14 protein-coding genes are annotated in these 16024 nt (G+C 61.8%); 7 read left to right on the forward strand and 7 right to left on the reverse strand.

What is annotated here, in order from left to right:
- Nucleotides 1–110: 110 nt before the first annotated feature.
- Both KUG85_RS19510 and KUG85_RS19515 read left to right on the forward strand, forming a co-directional pair.
- Nucleotides 111–1910: an ATP-binding protein gene (locus KUG85_RS19510; RefSeq protein WP_223006440.1), complete on the forward strand. Its 1800-nt coding sequence runs from the start codon at nt 111–113 to the stop codon at nt 1908–1910.
- A gap of 3 nt (nt 1911–1913) precedes the next feature.
- Complete coding sequence (locus tag KUG85_RS19515; protein WP_223006441.1) at nt 1914–3512, forward strand: putative bifunctional diguanylate cyclase/phosphodiesterase; 1599 nt, start codon at nt 1914–1916, stop codon at nt 3510–3512.
- An 85-nt stretch (nt 3513–3597) separates the two neighbouring features.
- On the opposite strand, the gene KUG85_RS19520 is transcribed toward KUG85_RS19515, so the two are convergent.
- The 4 genes from KUG85_RS19520 to KUG85_RS19535 all read right to left on the reverse strand — a co-directional run bounded on the left by KUG85_RS19520 (nt 3598) and on the right by KUG85_RS19535 (nt 7634).
- Nucleotides 3598–4884, reverse strand: coding sequence for a TRAP transporter large permease (locus tag KUG85_RS19520; RefSeq protein ID WP_223006442.1), 1287 nt, complete (start codon nt 4882–4884; stop codon nt 3598–3600).
- Entirely contained in the window at nt 4881–5438 is a 558-nt protein-coding gene (locus KUG85_RS19525) for a TRAP transporter small permease (RefSeq protein ID WP_065817830.1), read from the reverse strand. Before KUG85_RS19525 ends, KUG85_RS19520 begins: the two co-directional genes overlap by 4 nt.
- A gap of 93 nt (nt 5439–5531) precedes the next feature.
- The gene (locus tag KUG85_RS19530) at nt 5532–6518 is read right to left on the reverse strand and encodes a TRAP transporter substrate-binding protein (RefSeq protein WP_007009174.1); all 987 of its coding nucleotides are present in this window, start codon (nt 6516–6518) and stop codon (nt 5532–5534) included.
- A gap of 66 nt (nt 6519–6584) precedes the next feature.
- Nucleotides 6585–7634: a 4-hydroxythreonine-4-phosphate dehydrogenase PdxA gene (locus KUG85_RS19535; RefSeq protein ID WP_223006443.1), complete on the reverse strand. Its 1050-nt coding sequence runs from the start codon at nt 7632–7634 to the stop codon at nt 6585–6587.
- Nucleotides 7635–7737: 103 nt separating this feature from the next.
- On the opposite strand from KUG85_RS19535, the gene KUG85_RS19540 reads away from it, so the two are divergent.
- Nucleotides 7738–8412: a GntR family transcriptional regulator gene (locus KUG85_RS19540; RefSeq protein ID WP_007009172.1), complete on the forward strand. Its 675-nt coding sequence runs from the start codon at nt 7738–7740 to the stop codon at nt 8410–8412.
- 10 nt (nt 8413–8422) lie between these two features.
- Here the strand turns inward: KUG85_RS19540 and KUG85_RS19545 are convergent, their stop codons facing one another.
- Genes KUG85_RS19545 through otnK form a run of 3 tightly spaced genes read right to left on the reverse strand, consistent with a single transcriptional unit; the run spans nt 8423 to nt 11099 of the window.
- Complete coding sequence (locus KUG85_RS19545; RefSeq protein ID WP_255606485.1) at nt 8423–9193, reverse strand: hydroxypyruvate isomerase family protein; 771 nt, start codon at nt 9191–9193, stop codon at nt 8423–8425.
- Complete coding sequence (gene otnC, locus KUG85_RS19550) at nt 9193–9840, reverse strand: 3-oxo-tetronate 4-phosphate decarboxylase (protein ID WP_007009169.1); 648 nt, start codon at nt 9838–9840, stop codon at nt 9193–9195. Before otnC ends, KUG85_RS19545 begins: the two co-directional genes overlap by 1 nt.
- Nucleotides 9837–11099, reverse strand: coding sequence for a 3-oxo-tetronate kinase (gene otnK, locus KUG85_RS19555; protein ID WP_223006444.1), 1263 nt, complete (start codon nt 11097–11099; stop codon nt 9837–9839). Before otnK ends, otnC begins: the two co-directional genes overlap by 4 nt.
- A 279-nt stretch (nt 11100–11378) precedes the next feature.
- Here otnK and KUG85_RS19560 point away from each other — a divergent pair, with 279 nt between their 5' ends.
- The 4 genes from KUG85_RS19560 to KUG85_RS19575 all read left to right on the forward strand — a co-directional run bounded on the left by KUG85_RS19560 (nt 11379) and on the right by KUG85_RS19575 (nt 16007).
- The gene (locus KUG85_RS19560; protein WP_223006445.1) at nt 11379–13196 is read left to right on the forward strand and encodes an IlvD/Edd family dehydratase; all 1818 of its coding nucleotides are present in this window, start codon (nt 11379–11381) and stop codon (nt 13194–13196) included.
- A gap of 40 nt (nt 13197–13236) precedes the next feature.
- Entirely contained in the window at nt 13237–14232 is a 996-nt protein-coding gene (denD, locus tag KUG85_RS19565; protein WP_223006446.1) for a D-erythronate dehydrogenase, read from the forward strand.
- 139 nt (nt 14233–14371) lie between these two features.
- Nucleotides 14372–15148 carry a GntR family transcriptional regulator gene (locus KUG85_RS19570; RefSeq protein WP_255606486.1) on the forward strand — a complete coding sequence of 259 codons (777 nt, stop codon included), beginning with the start codon at nt 14372–14374 and terminating at the stop codon, nt 15146–15148.
- A gap of 124 nt (nt 15149–15272) precedes the next feature.
- A complete protein-coding gene (locus KUG85_RS19575) occupies nt 15273–16007 on the forward strand; it encodes an SDR family NAD(P)-dependent oxidoreductase (RefSeq protein WP_223006448.1) in 735 nt (244 codons plus the stop codon).
- Nucleotides 16008–16024: the final 17 nt, after the last annotated feature.

The following is a 16024-nucleotide window of genomic DNA, read 5'->3' on the forward strand; positions in this document are numbered from 1 at the left end:
GGCGGAAATGTAGGTGTCTTAACGAAAAATCATGAAATGTATGGCAAATTCCCGCCCTACGCGCCTGAACACAAAAAATGTCTCCGGTAGGTTGCAGGAAGCGGATATTCATGGTTGAGCATCAAAACGGCATCGCGCACGCGACATCCGGCCAAAGCGAACCAGACTGCCACGTATGCTCGGTCAAGGGCTCGGAAGCCTATATCGAGCTGCCGATCGTCAGAACGACGGAAGAGCTTCGCACAACTGTCGGAAAATTCATGGCGATCATGGCCGGCACACGCGAACTTCTTGGCGTGGTAACGGAAGTCTCCCTGAAAACGCCGCACACGGTCTCGGGTCCCGAGCTGAAGGCCATCGCCAGGGTCGACCTGGTTGGCGAGATTTCAAGGGACGAGACAGGCCGGCAGCGCTTTCGAAGAGGTGTCGGAGCCTATCCGGCAATCCACGACAGGGCGCGCATCATCAACAGTGAGCAGCTACGCCTCATCTTCCGTGGCAACAAGTCCACCTTTGCGGAAATCGGGCGACTGCACAACGACACCAGTGTTCCCGCTTATGTGGATGTCGAAAATCTCGTCACCAAGCATTTCGCCGTCCTGGGCTCCACCGGCGTGGGCAAATCCAGCGGGCTAGCAGTCATCCTACGACAGGTGATCAGAACCTGGCGCGAGCTGCGTGTTCTCATCCTCGACCATCACAATGAGTATGGCAGCGTCTTCGGCGACCAGGCCAATCTCGTCGGAGCAAAAAACCTGCGCCTGCCTTTCTGGCTCTTCAACTTCGAAGAGTTCTCGGACGTTCTTTACGCGGGCAAACCGCCCGTTCCGGCTGAGCAGGATATCCTTTCGGAACTCATTCCTCTCGCGAAGACCCAATATCTCAACCGCCGCCAGAGCGCAGAACGCCCGAGCGCGTTGCGAAAGGTCGAGCCACGTCAGTCGGGTTTTACCGCCGACACGCCGGCTCCCTATCTGATGCAGGACCTTCTGGCGCTGATCGACGAGCGCATGGGCAAGCTGGAAAACCGCTCCTCGCGCATGACCCATCACCGGCTGATCGGCCGTATCGAGACCCTCAAGAACGATCCGCGCTACGCCTTCATGTTCGCCAATGCGACAGTCGGCGGCGATACGATGGCAACGATACTGACCGAGCTGTTCCGCCTCGAGGCGAACGGCCGTCCGGTAACGGTGATCCAGCTTGCCAGTCTACCGATCGAGGTGGTGGATGCGGTGGTCTGTGTCATCTCGCGGCTCGCCTTCGATTTCGGCATGTGGAGCGACGGCGCGATGCCACTGCTTCTCGTTTGCGAGGAGGCACACCGGTTTGCGGCAGCCGATCCGAGCGTCGGCTTCCTGCCGAGCAAAAGCGCGCTTTCCCGCATTGCCAAGGAAGGGCGCAAATACGGCGTCTATCTCGGCCTTGTAACCCAGCGGCCGGCCGAGCTCGATGCAACCATCATCTCACAGTGCAACACGCTCTTTGCGATGCGCATGGCCAATGAGCGCGATCAGGCACTGCTCAAATCGGCCGTCTCCGACGCAACGGCCAATCTGGTGGACTTCGTTCCGTCGCTCGGCACCGGCGAGGTGATCGGCTTCGGCGAAGGCATGCCGCTCCCGGTCCAGTTCGTCTTCAACCGCCTGTCTGAAGAGCTGCTTCCCAGAAGTGAAGCCGCAGCAGCGCTTCCCAAAGACCTCAATCCCGGCTCGCGCCGGGAGTTTGTCAATGCCGTCGTGGAACGCTGGCGCGGCTCAATCATGAGCCATGACCAGACCGCCCCACCCCAGGAACCCGCTGCTGCCGATACAGGGTCGGACGGGCATGTCCGCACATCCGCGGGAGCCGCTGAGGACAAGATCTCCAGAGCCCTGCAGATGGCGCGGCGCGAATATCTGGGCAGGTAGCCAATGAACCCGGTTCGCCCGGCAGGCGCCGATCTGGAGGCCATTCTCGAGCACGCTCCGTTCGGCCTGGCCATTGCCGATTCCGAGGGGCAGCGTGTTTACGTCAATCAGCAGGCCAGCCTGTGCTCATCCGCGCTCGAACCGCACGCGATGCGTGAGCTGCGCTTTGCCTCGAAGACCGGTGATCGCGCGTTCAACTGCAGCCTGTGGCTGGATATCGAAGCGAAGCCCGTATTCGACGAAGAGATCTTCAGACTCGCCTTCTTTGATGAACTGACCGGCCTGCCGAACAAAACGCTTCTGGCGCGCACCATAGGCGCCGAACTCGAGGCCCAGCCCGACGCTGAAGCCGCCCTGCTTCTGGTCGATCTCGACGGGCTCGGCCGGACCAACGACTATTACGGCGCAGCCTTTACCGACGGGCTCATTGCAGCATTCGCCGAGCGGCTGTCGGGCTGTGTTCGACGCTCCGACATTCTCGGCTACCTCTCAAACGGCATGTTCTGCGTTTTCGTGACGGATCTTTCGGACCTCGACCTCCCGGACTATGCAGGCGCAATCCTCGACCGCTCCAAGGAGCCTTTCCAGGTCAAGGGTATCGAAACCTTCTCCTCCGCCTCCATTGGCATCAGCATGTTTGCGAAGGATGGTGCCAGTTTCGAGGAATTGCTGGTCTCGGCAGATCAGGCGCTTCGTGGCGCAAAGTCGGAATCGAAGGGAAGGGTCGGCTACAAGCCGGACACATCGGCCCGGCCCGGCAACGGCGACATGTCCGTCGAACAGCGCCTGCGCACCGCCCTGCGCGACCACAGGCTCTGTTGCGCCTATCAGCCGAAGGTCGACATCCATACCAATGGTGTGGTCGGGATCGAGACACTGCTGCGCTGGAGAGATGACGACGGCCAACTCCGGGTTCTGGGCGACTTCGTCAATCTCGCCACCGACGCAGGCATCATTGATGCGGTTTCCGAGCACGTCGTCGACGAGGTGATGACCTCGCTTCCGCAGATTGACGCCGTTTTCTCGCACGGCACCTCAATCAGCCTCAACATCACGGCGCACCAGTCGACCGATCCCGATTTCATGCGCAAGCTGCTCGATCGGCTGACCTCCTATCGCCGTCCGGAGCGCTTTGTTCTCGAAATCACCGAAGAGGCTTTTCTGAACGGCGATCTCCTGAGCAGGAACATCATGCCCATGGTGCGCGAGGCCGGGGTGAAAGTCTCCATCGATGATTTCGGCGTTGGGTACTCCTCCCTCTCCGCGCTCGCTGCCGTAACGGCAGACGAGCTGAAAATCGACCGCTCCTTCGTGCAGAACGTCCATCAGAGGCCACGCAGTCAAAGCGTGCTGAAGGCCATCGAGTCGCTTGGCCGCGCCCTCGGCATGACACTGGTGATCGAGGGGGTCGAGACCCGGGAAGAGGTCGACTACCTGAAGCAGCACACGGCGATCAGGATCGCGCAGGGCTATTACTTCAGCAAACCCTTCGCGCTGGAAGAATTCACGCTGGATGACGAAGCGCTTCCGGCAGCGCGGCAGCCGGAGCAGGCGCGCACCCAAGCCCCCGCCCGCTCGTCGCCAAACCGTTCGCAGCGCTGAGGCGAGTTCGGGAAAGACCCAAACCGGCTACGCCGCCACGTCGATCTCTCTGCAATCCCGAAGACCCTGGCGACTGCGAAATTTTCTAGCGATCGTAGAAGGCGTCCACAAGCCCGAGCGAAACGGACGGCACATAGGTCACCAGCAGAAGCACAAGCATCAGAACGGCGATGAATGGCAGATTGGTCTTGGTCGTGCTCCACACATCGGTTTTGGCGATGGAGCACGACGTCACCAGAACGCTCGCAACCGGCGGCGTCTGCTGACCGAGCGCGATGTTGAGCGTCAGGAGAATGCCAAACTGCACGGGGTCGATGCCCAGCTGATGCACCAGCGGCATGAAGATCGGCACCGTCAGAATGATCGCGGCCGCGCCGTGCAGGATCATGCCGAGAAACAGCAGGAACACATTGATGATCATCAACACGACCAGCTTGTTGGTGGTGACGGCCGAAATGCCCTGCGCCAGCCGCTGCGGCAGCTCGGTTTCGGTCAGATAGAGCCCGAGCACGGCGGAAGTGGCGACAAGCAGCATGACCACCGCCGTCTGCACCACACCTTCCACCAGCGCGTGATAGAGCCGACCAAGATCGATCTCGCGGTATATGAAAACGCCGATGAAGAGCGCGGTGACGACGGCCAGGCCCGCACCTTCCGTCGCCGTAACCACACCACCGAAAATGCCACCGAGAATGATCACCGGAAGCACCAGTGCCCAGGCAGCATCCTTCGTGGTCTCCCACAGGCGTGGCAGGCTGAAACCCGCTTCGCGCGGCAGATCGTAGCGAACGGCGAAATAATAGGAGAGCGCCATCAACAGAAAGCCGCCGATCACGCCCGGCACGATGCCCGCAACGAAAAGCTGCACGATGGACGTGTCCGACAGCGCGCCATAAAGGATCATCGGGATGGATGGCGGGATGATGATTGCCAGCGATGCGGAAGACGAGGTGATCGCAGCGGCAAAACGCGGGCTGTAGCCGCGCTTCTTCATGGCCGGAATCAGGACAGACCCGGTAGCAGCGACATCGGCGACGGCAGAGCCCGATATTTCGGCAAAGAACATGGAGACGCCGACATTGACCATGGCAAGCCCGCCGCGAATGAAGCCGATGAGCGCGGAAACGAAGGCGATAAGACGTGTGGAGATGCCGCCCGTGTTCATCAACGCACCGGCGAGAATGAACAGCGGGATGGCAATCAGCGGAAAGCTGGTCGCGCCGTCGAAGATGGACAGCGCGGCATTCAGGAACCCGAGATGCCCGTTGAGAAGCCACAGGCCGGCAAGCGCGCTCGCCAGGATCGAAACGGCAATCGGAAGGCCGATCGCGATCATCGCAAACATGGAGAAGAGAATAAGGGCTTCGGTCATCGTGACGTCTCCGCGCGGACGCGCGACAGCTCTTCCTGTGCGCGGGCGATTTCATGTTCAATCTCGACCGCTTCGTGGTCGATGCCGGCCTGCGCCGCACCCAGCCGTTGCGGCAGGGTCAAAAGCCTCCCGGCAAGCATCAGGCCCGCACTGATCGGCAGGATCGACTGAACGAAGCTGCGCGGCACGAAACGCAGCGTGGTCATGCTCTCATTGCCGAAAATGTCCAGAATGGCCCAGCCCGCCCAGAGCATCGCGGCGAAGACTGCGGCGAAGATCGCCTCGCCAAGCCAGAAAAGCACCATCCTCATGGCGGGTGGCGAGCCAAGCAGGAGACCGTTGAAGCCCAGATGCGCATTGCGCAGCGTTGCCAGCGCAGCGCCGGAAAAGGTGATCCAGGCAAGCAGCACCGCTGCGACCTCGTCATACCAGATCAGCGAATTGCCCGAATATCGAAAGGCGACGCCAAGCACCACGACGCATGAAAGCGCCAGAAGCAGTGTCAGCGTCACCACCTGCAGTAAAAGATCGAGCCAATGGGCAAGCCGTGCCATGTCAGGAAATCCCAAGCCGGGCGAAAAACGATTTGGTGGATAGCGGGGTGGCACTTCAAGGAAAGCACCACCCCCGTGGCGTCAGGATCGGCGTCAGGAACCGTCGGCCAGCGACAGTACCTGATCGATCATCGCCTGCCCGTTTTCGACCTCGGTGGCGAATTTCTCATAAAGCGGCTTGGAGGCTTCCACGAACGCGGCGCGATCCGCCTTGTTGACCTTCATGCCACTTTCCTCAAGCTGCTTCAGAAGGTCGTCATCCTTGGAGGCGCCTGTTTCCCGTGCCCAGCCGGCCACTTCCTGAGCCGTTTCGGCCAGAACCGTCTGGATCTCCGGGTCCAGTTTTTCAAACGCCGCCAGCCCCACCGTCGGATAGGCGGGCGAATAGACATGCCCGGAAAGCGACAGATATTCCTGCACTTCGTTCAGCTTGCCGGCGGCAATGTTGGTCAGGGGGTTTTCCTGCCCGTCGATCACGCCCGTCTGCAGCGCCACGAACACTTCCGAAAAGCCCATCGGGGTGGGGTTCGCGCCATATTCCTTGAACATGGCCACCCGCCAGGATGAATTCGGCGTACGGATTTTCAGCCCGCTCAGATCTTCCGGCGTGTTGATCGGGCGCTCATTGTTGGTGATCTGCCGGAAACCGTTTTCCCAGATCGCGAGCGGCCGATAACCCTGCGCCTCGGCAGCCGGCACCAGCACATCCTTGAACAGGGTTTCGTCGATCTTCTTCAGATGTTCGCGGTCGGCCACCAGGAACGGCAGATCGAAAATGGCGTATTCGGCGGCGATGTCGGGCATGGTGGAAGACGGAAGCGTCAGGTGCATGGTCCCGAGCTTGATCTTCTGCAGCATGTCCTTGTCTTTGCCGAGCTGCGAGCTGTCAAAGACCTTGACCACCGCCTTGCCGTCGAGCTTCTCGTTGACGCGGCGGGCAAACTCGCTTGCCGTCTGCTCCTGCAGCGACCCCGTGGCCGCGCTGATCCCGAAAATGATCTCTTCCTGCGCCTGGGCAGCGCCGGCTCCCATGGCGGGCATCAGTGCCGCCACGCAGAATGCTATGTGCTTCAGTTTCATGTTTTCCTCCCTCTGTTTCGTTTCGCGCAGCCCTCCCCGGCTGCGCGCTCACTGTTGCCGGTCCGCCTAACCCTGAGCCTCCTGGTATCTGCGTGTGCCGGCGTCCTCCTCGACGGCACGCGAAGCAATCCGGTCACCAAGCCTCCGGCCAAGCGCCAGCGCGTTGAACGACGCGCCGGTGTCGGCAATACCCTTGCCGGCAATGTCATAGGCCGTTCCATGGGCCGGCGTGACGATTGGAAACGGGTAGCCGGCAATCAACGTGACGCCGCGGTCGAAGCCGAGCAGCTTCATCGCGATCTGCCCCTGATCGTGGTACATGGTCATCACCGCGTCGAACTCCCCCCTGATCGCCCGCACGAAAACCGTGTCAGACGGGATCGGCCCCGTGACGGCCATCTGTTCCTCCTGCGCGCGCTGCACCGCCGGAAGCAGGATGTCCTCATCCTCCCAGCCGAAATTGCGCCCGTCTCCCGCATGCGGGTTGAGCGCGGCCACGCCAATGCGCGGGCGCTTGATGCCTGCCCCCTCCATCACCTCGGTGGTCAGTTTCAGACTCTCATAGATTCGCTCTACCGAAAGTTTGCCGGCCACGTCGCGCAGGGGAATATGCGACGTGACGCGCGCGTTCCACACTTCATCGAGAACGTTGAACTCACGCCCGCTGCGTTCCGCCTCGATAGTGGCATCGATAAAGCCGATCTCGTCCACATAGTCGGCTTTCGCGAGCCGCATTGCATGCTTGTTGAACGGCGTGAAGAAAACCGCTTTCGCAAGGCCCGCACTGCCGACTCGCAGCGCTGTTGCAAAATTCTCCAGCGCGGCGCGGCCACCCTCCATGCTGGCCTCGCCAAGCGGCACATCGTCCGGATCACAATTGGCCATGTCCACGAGGACCGTACCGTCCGGGAGATCGCCTTCCAGCGCATCGCGCGAGACAACCGGCACATCCAGCGTCACGCCCGCCTGGCGCGCGCCCAGCGCAAGAACACGCTCATCTCCGATAACGATCAGGTCGCCGCGATTGGCGTCCTGATCGGCAAGAATGCGGGCCGAAAGCTCCGGGCTGATGCCTGCCGGATCTCCAATCGCAAAGGCGATGCGTGACTGCTGCATTGTGTATTCCTTATTTTGTATACAAAATATACTATTGAAAATTCACACGTCAACGCATCTTTTTTGTATGATCGACAAATCCGGATGATTCAGGAGACCTCGTTTGGAACTCAGCAGCCCTTTCCCCCTGGAAACCGTCGCGATCGAAAAGCAGACGCTGCACGACCAGGTCGCGAACCGGATTCGCGATCTCATCATCGAAGGTCATCTGGCGCCCGGTACGCGCATTGATGAAACAACGCTTGTCGAGCAGCTTGGAGTTTCCCGCACTCCCTTCCGGGAAGCATTGCGCACCCTGGCGGCTGAAGGGCTGGTCATCATTCGCCCGTCAAAGGGCAGCGTGGTGCGCAAGCTCACCGCCCAGGACGTTTTCTCCATGCTGGAGCTGCTCTCGCATCTCGAGAAACTGGCGGGGCAACTCGTCTGCGAACGCGCCAGCGACGCAGACATCGAGGGGCTGCTCGAGCTCCACGAAGACATGCTGAAGCGCTACCGCGAAGGCGACCGCCTGCCCTATTACAAGCTCAATCAGGAGTTTCACTCCCGCGTTTCCGAGCTGGCAGGCAATGAATCGCTGCGCGAGGTTCAGGCCAACATTCAGGCACGCCTCAAACGCATCCGGTTTCTGGGAAACAGCAAGCCGGATTACTGGGCCTCGGCCGTTGCCGAGCACGAGCAGATGGCCGCCGCCCTCAGAAAGCGCGACGGCGACGCCCTCGGCCGCGTGATGGCGCAGCACCTGATGAACACCTGGGATCGCGTGAAGGACAATCTGTGACGAAGCGGCGTCAGCTTTGGGTGTAAGCCTCGCGCCAACCGAGCCCCGCATCGGTCCCGGCGCGCGGCCTGTACTCGGCACCGATGTAACCGTCATACCCTTCATCACGCATGGCCGGCAAAAGGCGCTCGTAGCAGACTTCGCCCTCGTCGGGTTCAGCGCGTGACGGCACGGCCGCGATCTGCACGTGTCCGATCAACGGGCGATGCGCGATAAACCGGTTAAGCAGATCGCCCTGCATGATCTGCGTGTGATAGCAGTCGAACATGATCTTGAGATTGGTCGCGCCCACGCGGGCAATGACATCTGCCGCCTGCTCGACACGGGAAAGGAAATAGCCGGGAACGTCACGGTGATTGATTGGCTCGATCAGAATGCCAATGCCCCGCGCTGCCGCCGCCGAACAGGCATATGCGAGGTTTTCGGCGAATGCGGTTTCCGCCGACGTGCTTTCCGCCACCCTGCCCGCCATCACATGCACCGCACCCGCGCCCACGGCTGCGGCGTAAGCCACCGCCTCGTCGATCGCTGCCCGCGCTTCGTCTTCACGCCCCGGCAGCGCCGCAAGGCCGAAGTCTCCCTCACGCTCTCCCTTGCGGGTGTTTAATCCCAGCAACGGCAGGCCCGTTTCCTCAAGTGCCTTGCGCAGCTCTTCAGCCGGAACGGCATAAGGCCAGTGGCACTCGACGGCCTCGAAACCGGCCGCATGCGCCCGCCGGACCGCATCCGGAAGGGCGAGCTCTGTCCACAAAAACCCAAGATTGGCGGAAAAACGCAGCATCACGACCACTCCACATCGAATTTCGTCACCACCTGATCGATCTGCTCCGGTGTCAGAAGACGCGGCGAAAGCCCGCGCGTGAGAAGCGCGAGACGCGCCGTCTCTTCCAGTTCCTCGATCGCCTGACCGGCTGCCCGCAGGTCCTTGCCCGCCACCACCGGGCCGTGATTGGCCAGCATCACCGCCGAGCGCTTGCCCGCCAGTCCGCGGATCGCCTCTCCAATGGCCACGTCCCCGGGGATGAAATAGGGAAGCAGCTTCACCTTGCCGAGCTGCATGATGGAATAGGCCGTAAGCGGCGGAAACAGATTGTCCGGGTCGACATCGGGAAGAAGCGACCAGGCGACCGAATGCGTCGAATGCAGATGCACGATCGCACCGGCCTTGGAACGCGTCTCATAAAACGCCTCGTGCAGGGGCATTTCCTTTGTCGGCTTATCGCCATCCACATGCCGGCCCGCCGCATCGAAGCGGCTCAACCGGGCCGGATCGAGCGTGCCGAGCGTCGAGCCCGTCGGCGTCACCAGCAATCCGCCGTCGCTCGTGCGGGCGGAAACATTGCCGGTGGCCCCATGCGTCAGCCCGCGCGAATGAAGCGAGGCGGCAAGGCTGCACATCTCCTCACGAAGCCTGCTTTCCTCGCTCATGCCGCCTCTCCCTTCAACACATCAAGCGCCTTCATGAAAAACGCATCGTCACCAAAATTGCCGGATTTGAGCGCCACCCAGACGGGGCGGCCCGCAACCTTCAGCCCGGGCACACCCGGCGCAATCTGCGGGCCAACCTCAAGCGCGGAGCAGTCGAGCGCCTCGACAACCGCACCAGACGTCTCGCCGCCCGCCACCACAAGCCGCTCATATCCAACGGCGACAAGCTGCACGGCGGTCGCAGCAAAAAACCCCTCAAGGGCTGAAGCGACCTCTTCCCGCCCGAACGCAGCCTGCGCCGCGCGCACCACTTCGGGATCGGCCGAGGAATAGACGAGCGGCGCGGCACCTGCGTCCTGCGCCCCGATCCACTCCACCGCTGCCTGCGGCGTCATCGTGCCCGAAAGAACGGCCTCAGGCTCCACCCTGAGCGTGGGATGAAGCTTTGAATATTCGGCGATCTGCCGCCGCGTCTGGCCCGAGCACGACCCTGAAAGGATGGCAGCACGGCCTGACGATCCCTGCCAGCCCTCTCTGTTCTTTCCGAGCAGCCCCGCTTCACGGAAATTTGCCGCCAGTCCCAGCCCCAGCCCGGATCCGCCCGTGACGAGCTTCATGCCGCGCACGGCGGTGCCGATGCGATAGAGATCCTCGTCGGAGACCGTGTCGACGACAATGCGCGTCTTCCCCTCCGCCGCCGCCCGGTCGAGCGCATCGGAGATGGCCGCCGCCCCCTCGCGCACCACCTGCGCGGAAACATGGCCCACCGCTCCGTCCGTCTGCGGCGCAAGCCAGCGGCGGATGTCTGCATCGCGCATCGGTGTGAGCGGATGATGTTCCATCCCGCTCTCGTTGAGAAGGCGGTCATTCACGAAGAGATGCCCCTGGTAAACCGTCCTCCCCGTCGCCGGAAAAGCCGGACAAACCACCGTCTGCTCCGCACCGAGACGCTCCATCAGCGCATCGATGACCGGGCCGATATTGCCCTCCGGCGTCGAATCGAAGGTCGAGCAGTATTTGAAGTAGATCTGCCGCGCGCCCTGCTCCAGAAGCCAGTCAAGCGCCTCGAGCGACTGGCGGACCGCGTCCGCCACCGGAATCGTGCGCGACTTGAGCGCCACCACCCCCGCTTCCACGGAGGGATCGGCAGGGCCGTTCGGCACACCACAATACTGGATGGTCTTCATACCGCTTCTGGCCAGCATGTTGGCGAGATCGGAAGAGCCTGTAAAATCATCCCCAATACAGCCGAGCAACATTCGCACCTCCTCCTTCGCGCATGCATCACGGCTTAATGCGACAACGTATCCATAAAAGTCAATGCAGATGAATGGGAGAGGTTCTGCGCGAATTCTGGACAAAGAAGGTCCGGGAAAATCTCACGAAACCGTGCTTTTTCTATTTGTTTTTCCTGACGAAATCAGCGCGACGGAATCCGACCTCGGCAACTCTCGAAATTCGGTGCAGTCTTGATTTTTGTGTATACATTGATTGGCAAGAAGCTAGAATAGGCGCGCAATCAAGTATCCGGAGACGACATGAGCAACAACCCCAAAGCCCCTTCCCTGCGCTCACGCGCGTGGTTCGACAATGCGGGCAACCCGGATATGACAGCGCTTTATCTGGAGCGCTACCTGAATTTCGGATTGTCGCAGGAAGAACTGCAATCCGGCAAGCCCATCATCGGAATTGCCCAGACCGGATCCGATCTTTCGCCCTGCAACCGGCACCACCTCGAACTGGCGAAGCGCGTGCGCGAAGGCATTCGCGAGGCCGGCGGCATCGCCATCGAGTTTCCCGTTCACCCGATCCAGGAAACCGGCAAGCGCCCGACAGCGTCTCTCGACCGCAATCTCGCCTATCTCAGCCTCGTGGAAGTGCTCTACGGCTATCCGCTCGATGGCGTCGTGCTCACCGTCGGCTGCGACAAGACCACGCCGGCCCTGCTCATGGCGGCAGCCACGGTCAACATCCCGGCCATCGCGCTTTCGGTGGGCCCGATGCTCAATGGCTGGTTCCGGGGTGAGCGCACGGGTTCGGGTACCATCGTCTGGAAGGCACGCGAGATGATGGCTGCCGGCGAGATCGACTATGAGGGCTTCGTGCGGCTCGTCGCCTCCTCCGCGCCGTCCACCGGCTATTGCAACACGATGGGAACGGCCACCACGATGAACTCGCTGGCCGAAGCGCTCGGCATGCAGTTGCCCGGTTCCGCAGCCATCCCCGCGCCCTATCGCGACCGGCAGGAAATGGCGTATCGCACCGGCCTTCGCATCGTCGACATGGTGCATGAAGACATAAAGCCGAGCGACGTGATGACCCGCGAAGCCTTCATCAATGCAATCCGCGTCAACTCCGCGATAGGCGGCTCCACCAACGCCCCCATCCACCTGACGGCTGTCGCCCGCCACCTGGGCGTTGAACTGTCCATCGACGACTGGCAGACCTATGGCGAGAGTGTGCCTCTCCTGGTGAACCTCCAGCCTGCGGGCGAGTATCTGGGCGAGGATTATTACCATGCCGGCGGTGTGCCGGCGGTTATCAATCAGCTCATGTCGGCCGGGCTCATCAACGAGGATGTGCTGACGGTCAACGGCAAAAGCATTGGCGAGAACTGCCGCGATGCCGCCATCGCTGACGAGAAGGTGATCCGTCCCTTCGCCGACCCTCTCAAGGAGAATGCAGGCTTCCGGGTTCTGAAAGGCAATCTGTTCGATTCCGCCATCATGAAACTCTCGGTCGTCTCCGACGAGTTCCGGAACCGCTATCTTTCCAACCCCGACGATCCCATGGCTTTCGAGGGCCGCGCCATCGTGTTCGACGGGCCGGAGGATTATCACGCGCGCATCGACGATCCTGCACTCGCCATCGATGAGAAGAGCATCCTTTTCATGCGCGGTGCGGGACCCATCGGCTATCCGGGCGCGGCGGAAGTGGTGAACATGCGCGCCCCGGACTACCTGATCAAGCGCGGCATCACCTCTCTGCCCTGCATCGGCGATGGTCGCCAGTCCGGCACATCGGGCTCGCCGTCCATCCTCAACGCCTCGCCGGAAGCGGCCGCCAATGGCGGACTTGCGATTCTCAAAACCGGTGACCGCGTGCGCATCGACCTCAACAAGTGCACGGCAAACATTCTCACCTCCGATGAAGAACTGAACCGGCGCCGCGAAGGGCTGGAGAAGGCCGGGGGATATGCCTATCCCGCGCATCAGACGCCCTGGCAGGAAATCCAGCGCGGCATGGTCGCCCAGCTCGAAGCCGGCATGGTGCTGGAACCCGCCGTCAATTACCAGCGGCTCGCACAGGGCGGAAAGGACGGCAAGATGCCGCCAGTCCCGCGCGACAACCACTGAAGCAGACATCGAAAACACGCCACAGGGAGGAGGAACCCGCATGCGCATCCTGATTATCGGAGCCGCCGGCATGGTCGGTCGCCGGCTGGCCGAGAAGCTGCTCTCCGATGGCAAGCTCGGCAGCGAGCGTATAGAAACCATTCACGCATTCGATGTGGTCGAAGCTCCGCTCGCCCCGGCCAATGGTATTCAGACCGAGGCGCAGGCCGGCGATATCGCCGATGCAGAAACCGTCGAGGCACTGATCGCGCAAAAGCCCGATGTCATCTTCCATCTGGCCGCCATCGTTTCCGGCGAAGCCGAGGTCGCATTCGAGAAGGGCTACAGCATCAACATGGATGGCACGCGCCATCTGCTTGAAGCCATCCGCCTTCTTGGCGAAAATGGAGGAGGCTCCTACCGGCCCCGCCTCGTCTTCACCTCTTCCATCGCGGTCTTCGGCGCACCCTTCCCCGACAAGATCGACGACGAATTCTTCCGGGCCCCGCTCACCAGCTATGGAACACAGAAAGCGATTGGCGAGCTTCTTTTGGCCGACTATACGCGAAAGGGTTTCATAGACGGGATCGGCATTCGCCTGCCTACGATTGTCGTTCGGCCCGGCAAGCCCAACAAGGCTGCGTCCGGCTTCTTCTCCGGCATCATCCGCGAGCCGCTCGCCGGGCAGGATGCCATCCTGCCGGTCCCGGACGATGTGCGCCACTGGGTGGCGAGCCCTGATGCTGCAGTGGGTTTCCTGCTTCATGCCGGCACCATGGACCTGGCGCGGCTCGGAGACCGGCGTTGCCTCACCATGCCCGGTCTCTCGGTCACCATTGCGGAGATGATAGAGGCCCTCGCGCGCGTTGCCGGCCATGACGTCGTGGCGCACATAAAGCGCAGGCACGATCCGCAGATCGCCGCGATTGTGGATGGCTGGCCGCGTGATTTCAGCGCCCGGCGCGCGCAGGAAGCCGGTTTCACGGCCGACCGGGATTTCGATTCCATCATCCGCGCGCACATCGCTGACGAAGAGGCACGCAAAAACACGGGTTGAAGCGGCCGGAGACGATTGACCGGCGACATCCTTGCCTGTGAAGAACCGGTATGACGACGCCCAAGCGCTTGGACATGGCAATGGATATCTGCCAACCATCGTCTGAAGGGCTGAACCGCACCGGGCAAAAATGGAGGGGATGCTGAGCACGAGCGAGCGCAGAAAGGTCGGAGCCGCAGGGCGAAAACCGGCAAGCAGGAGCGCCGATGCGCAGGCGGCGTCACGCCCGCGCCCGAGCCTGCAGGGCATCGCCAAGATGCCGGCACGCGACCGGGCGTATCACGAGCTCAAGTTCCGCATTCTGGAAGGGCGGCTGCCGCCCGGCACCACACTTCTGGAAACCGAGGTTGCGAGCCTTCTTTCGCTCAGCCGGACACCCGTGCGCGAAGCGCTGATACGGCTCGAGGAAGAAGGGCTTGTGGACGTGCGGCCGCGCCACGGCATCACCGTCAAGGCGCTGTCGGTCGGCGAGATCGAGCAGATCTACCAGGTCTTTTCAACCCTCGAGGTCAAGGCGGCGCAGCTCACGGCGCGACGCGGCATCACGGCGGCCGACCATGAGCGCCTCGACGGCATCCTCACGCAGATGGAACGCGCCTCAAAGCGAGGCGACATCGAAGCCTGGTCCGAGCTGGACGACGAATTTCATTCCGAACTGGTCGGCCTTTGCGGTAACCCGCGCCTGCAGGCCATGCTGCGGCAGCTCTGGGACCTGCAATACCACGCCCGTCGCGCGATCATAAAACTGCGTCCCCTGCCGATTGTTTCAGACCGGGAACACCGCGCGATCCTTGCAGCCATCGCGGCCGGAAACGAAGAGGAGGCAACCCGCCTCCATCAGCAGCATCGCGATCGTGCCGACGAGCAGCTCGTCTCCCTCCTGCGCCGGCAGGCGACATTCCCGCCAGGCCAATAGAGCATTTTGCAGTCGGGTGGAATCACATGACAGTCGCATCCGTGCCGATTAACAATGTATACATTGTTCTTTTGCCGTGTCTGTGCGATGACAGCGAACGGAACAGAATGAGGAGGGGCCGTACATGAACCAGATCGATCTTGCCGGACGGAGGGCGGTCATCACAGGCGGGGCGCAGGGCATCGGGCTCGCAACCGCAGAGCGTTTCATTGCAAGCGGCGCAGAGGTCGTTCTTTGGGACATCAATGCCGCGAACCTCGACAGGGCAACAGACGCCCTGGGAGGCAGCGCATCGGGCCGCGTGGTGGAACTCACCGACGAAAGTGCCGTAAACGACGCCGCACGGGAAGCCGGCGCAATCGACATTCTCGTCAACAATGCAGGCATCACCGGCGGCAATGGCAAGACCTGGGAACTGGCGCCGGATGTCTGGCGCCGCACGGTCGAGGTCAATCTCGTCGCCCCCTATCTCACCTGCCGCGCACTCGTGCCAGGGATGATCGAACGCGGCTACGGGCGCATCGTCAACATTGCTTCCATAGCCGGCAAAGAAGGCAATCCCAACGCCTCGCACTACTCCGCCTCCAAGGCCGGTCTGATCGGGCTGACCAAGTCGCTCGGCAAGGAGCTCGCCAAAACCGGCGTGATCGTCAACTGCCTCACTCCGGCGGCGGCCCGCACGCCGATCTTCGACCAGATGAGCCAGGAGCATATCGACTACATGCTGTCGAAAATTCCGCTCGAGCGCTTTCTCGAACCGGCCGAGGCGGCTGCCATGATCGCGTGGCTTTCTTCGCAGGAATGCTCCTTCACGACAGGCGGTGTGTTCGACATTTCAGGCGGCCGCGCCGTCTACTGATCAAGGCAAGTACAGAG

This window comes from Nitratireductor rhodophyticola, from assembly GCF_019891355.1.
GTDB classification, from domain to species: domain Bacteria; phylum Pseudomonadota; class Alphaproteobacteria; order Rhizobiales; family Rhizobiaceae; genus Nitratireductor; species Nitratireductor rhodophyticola.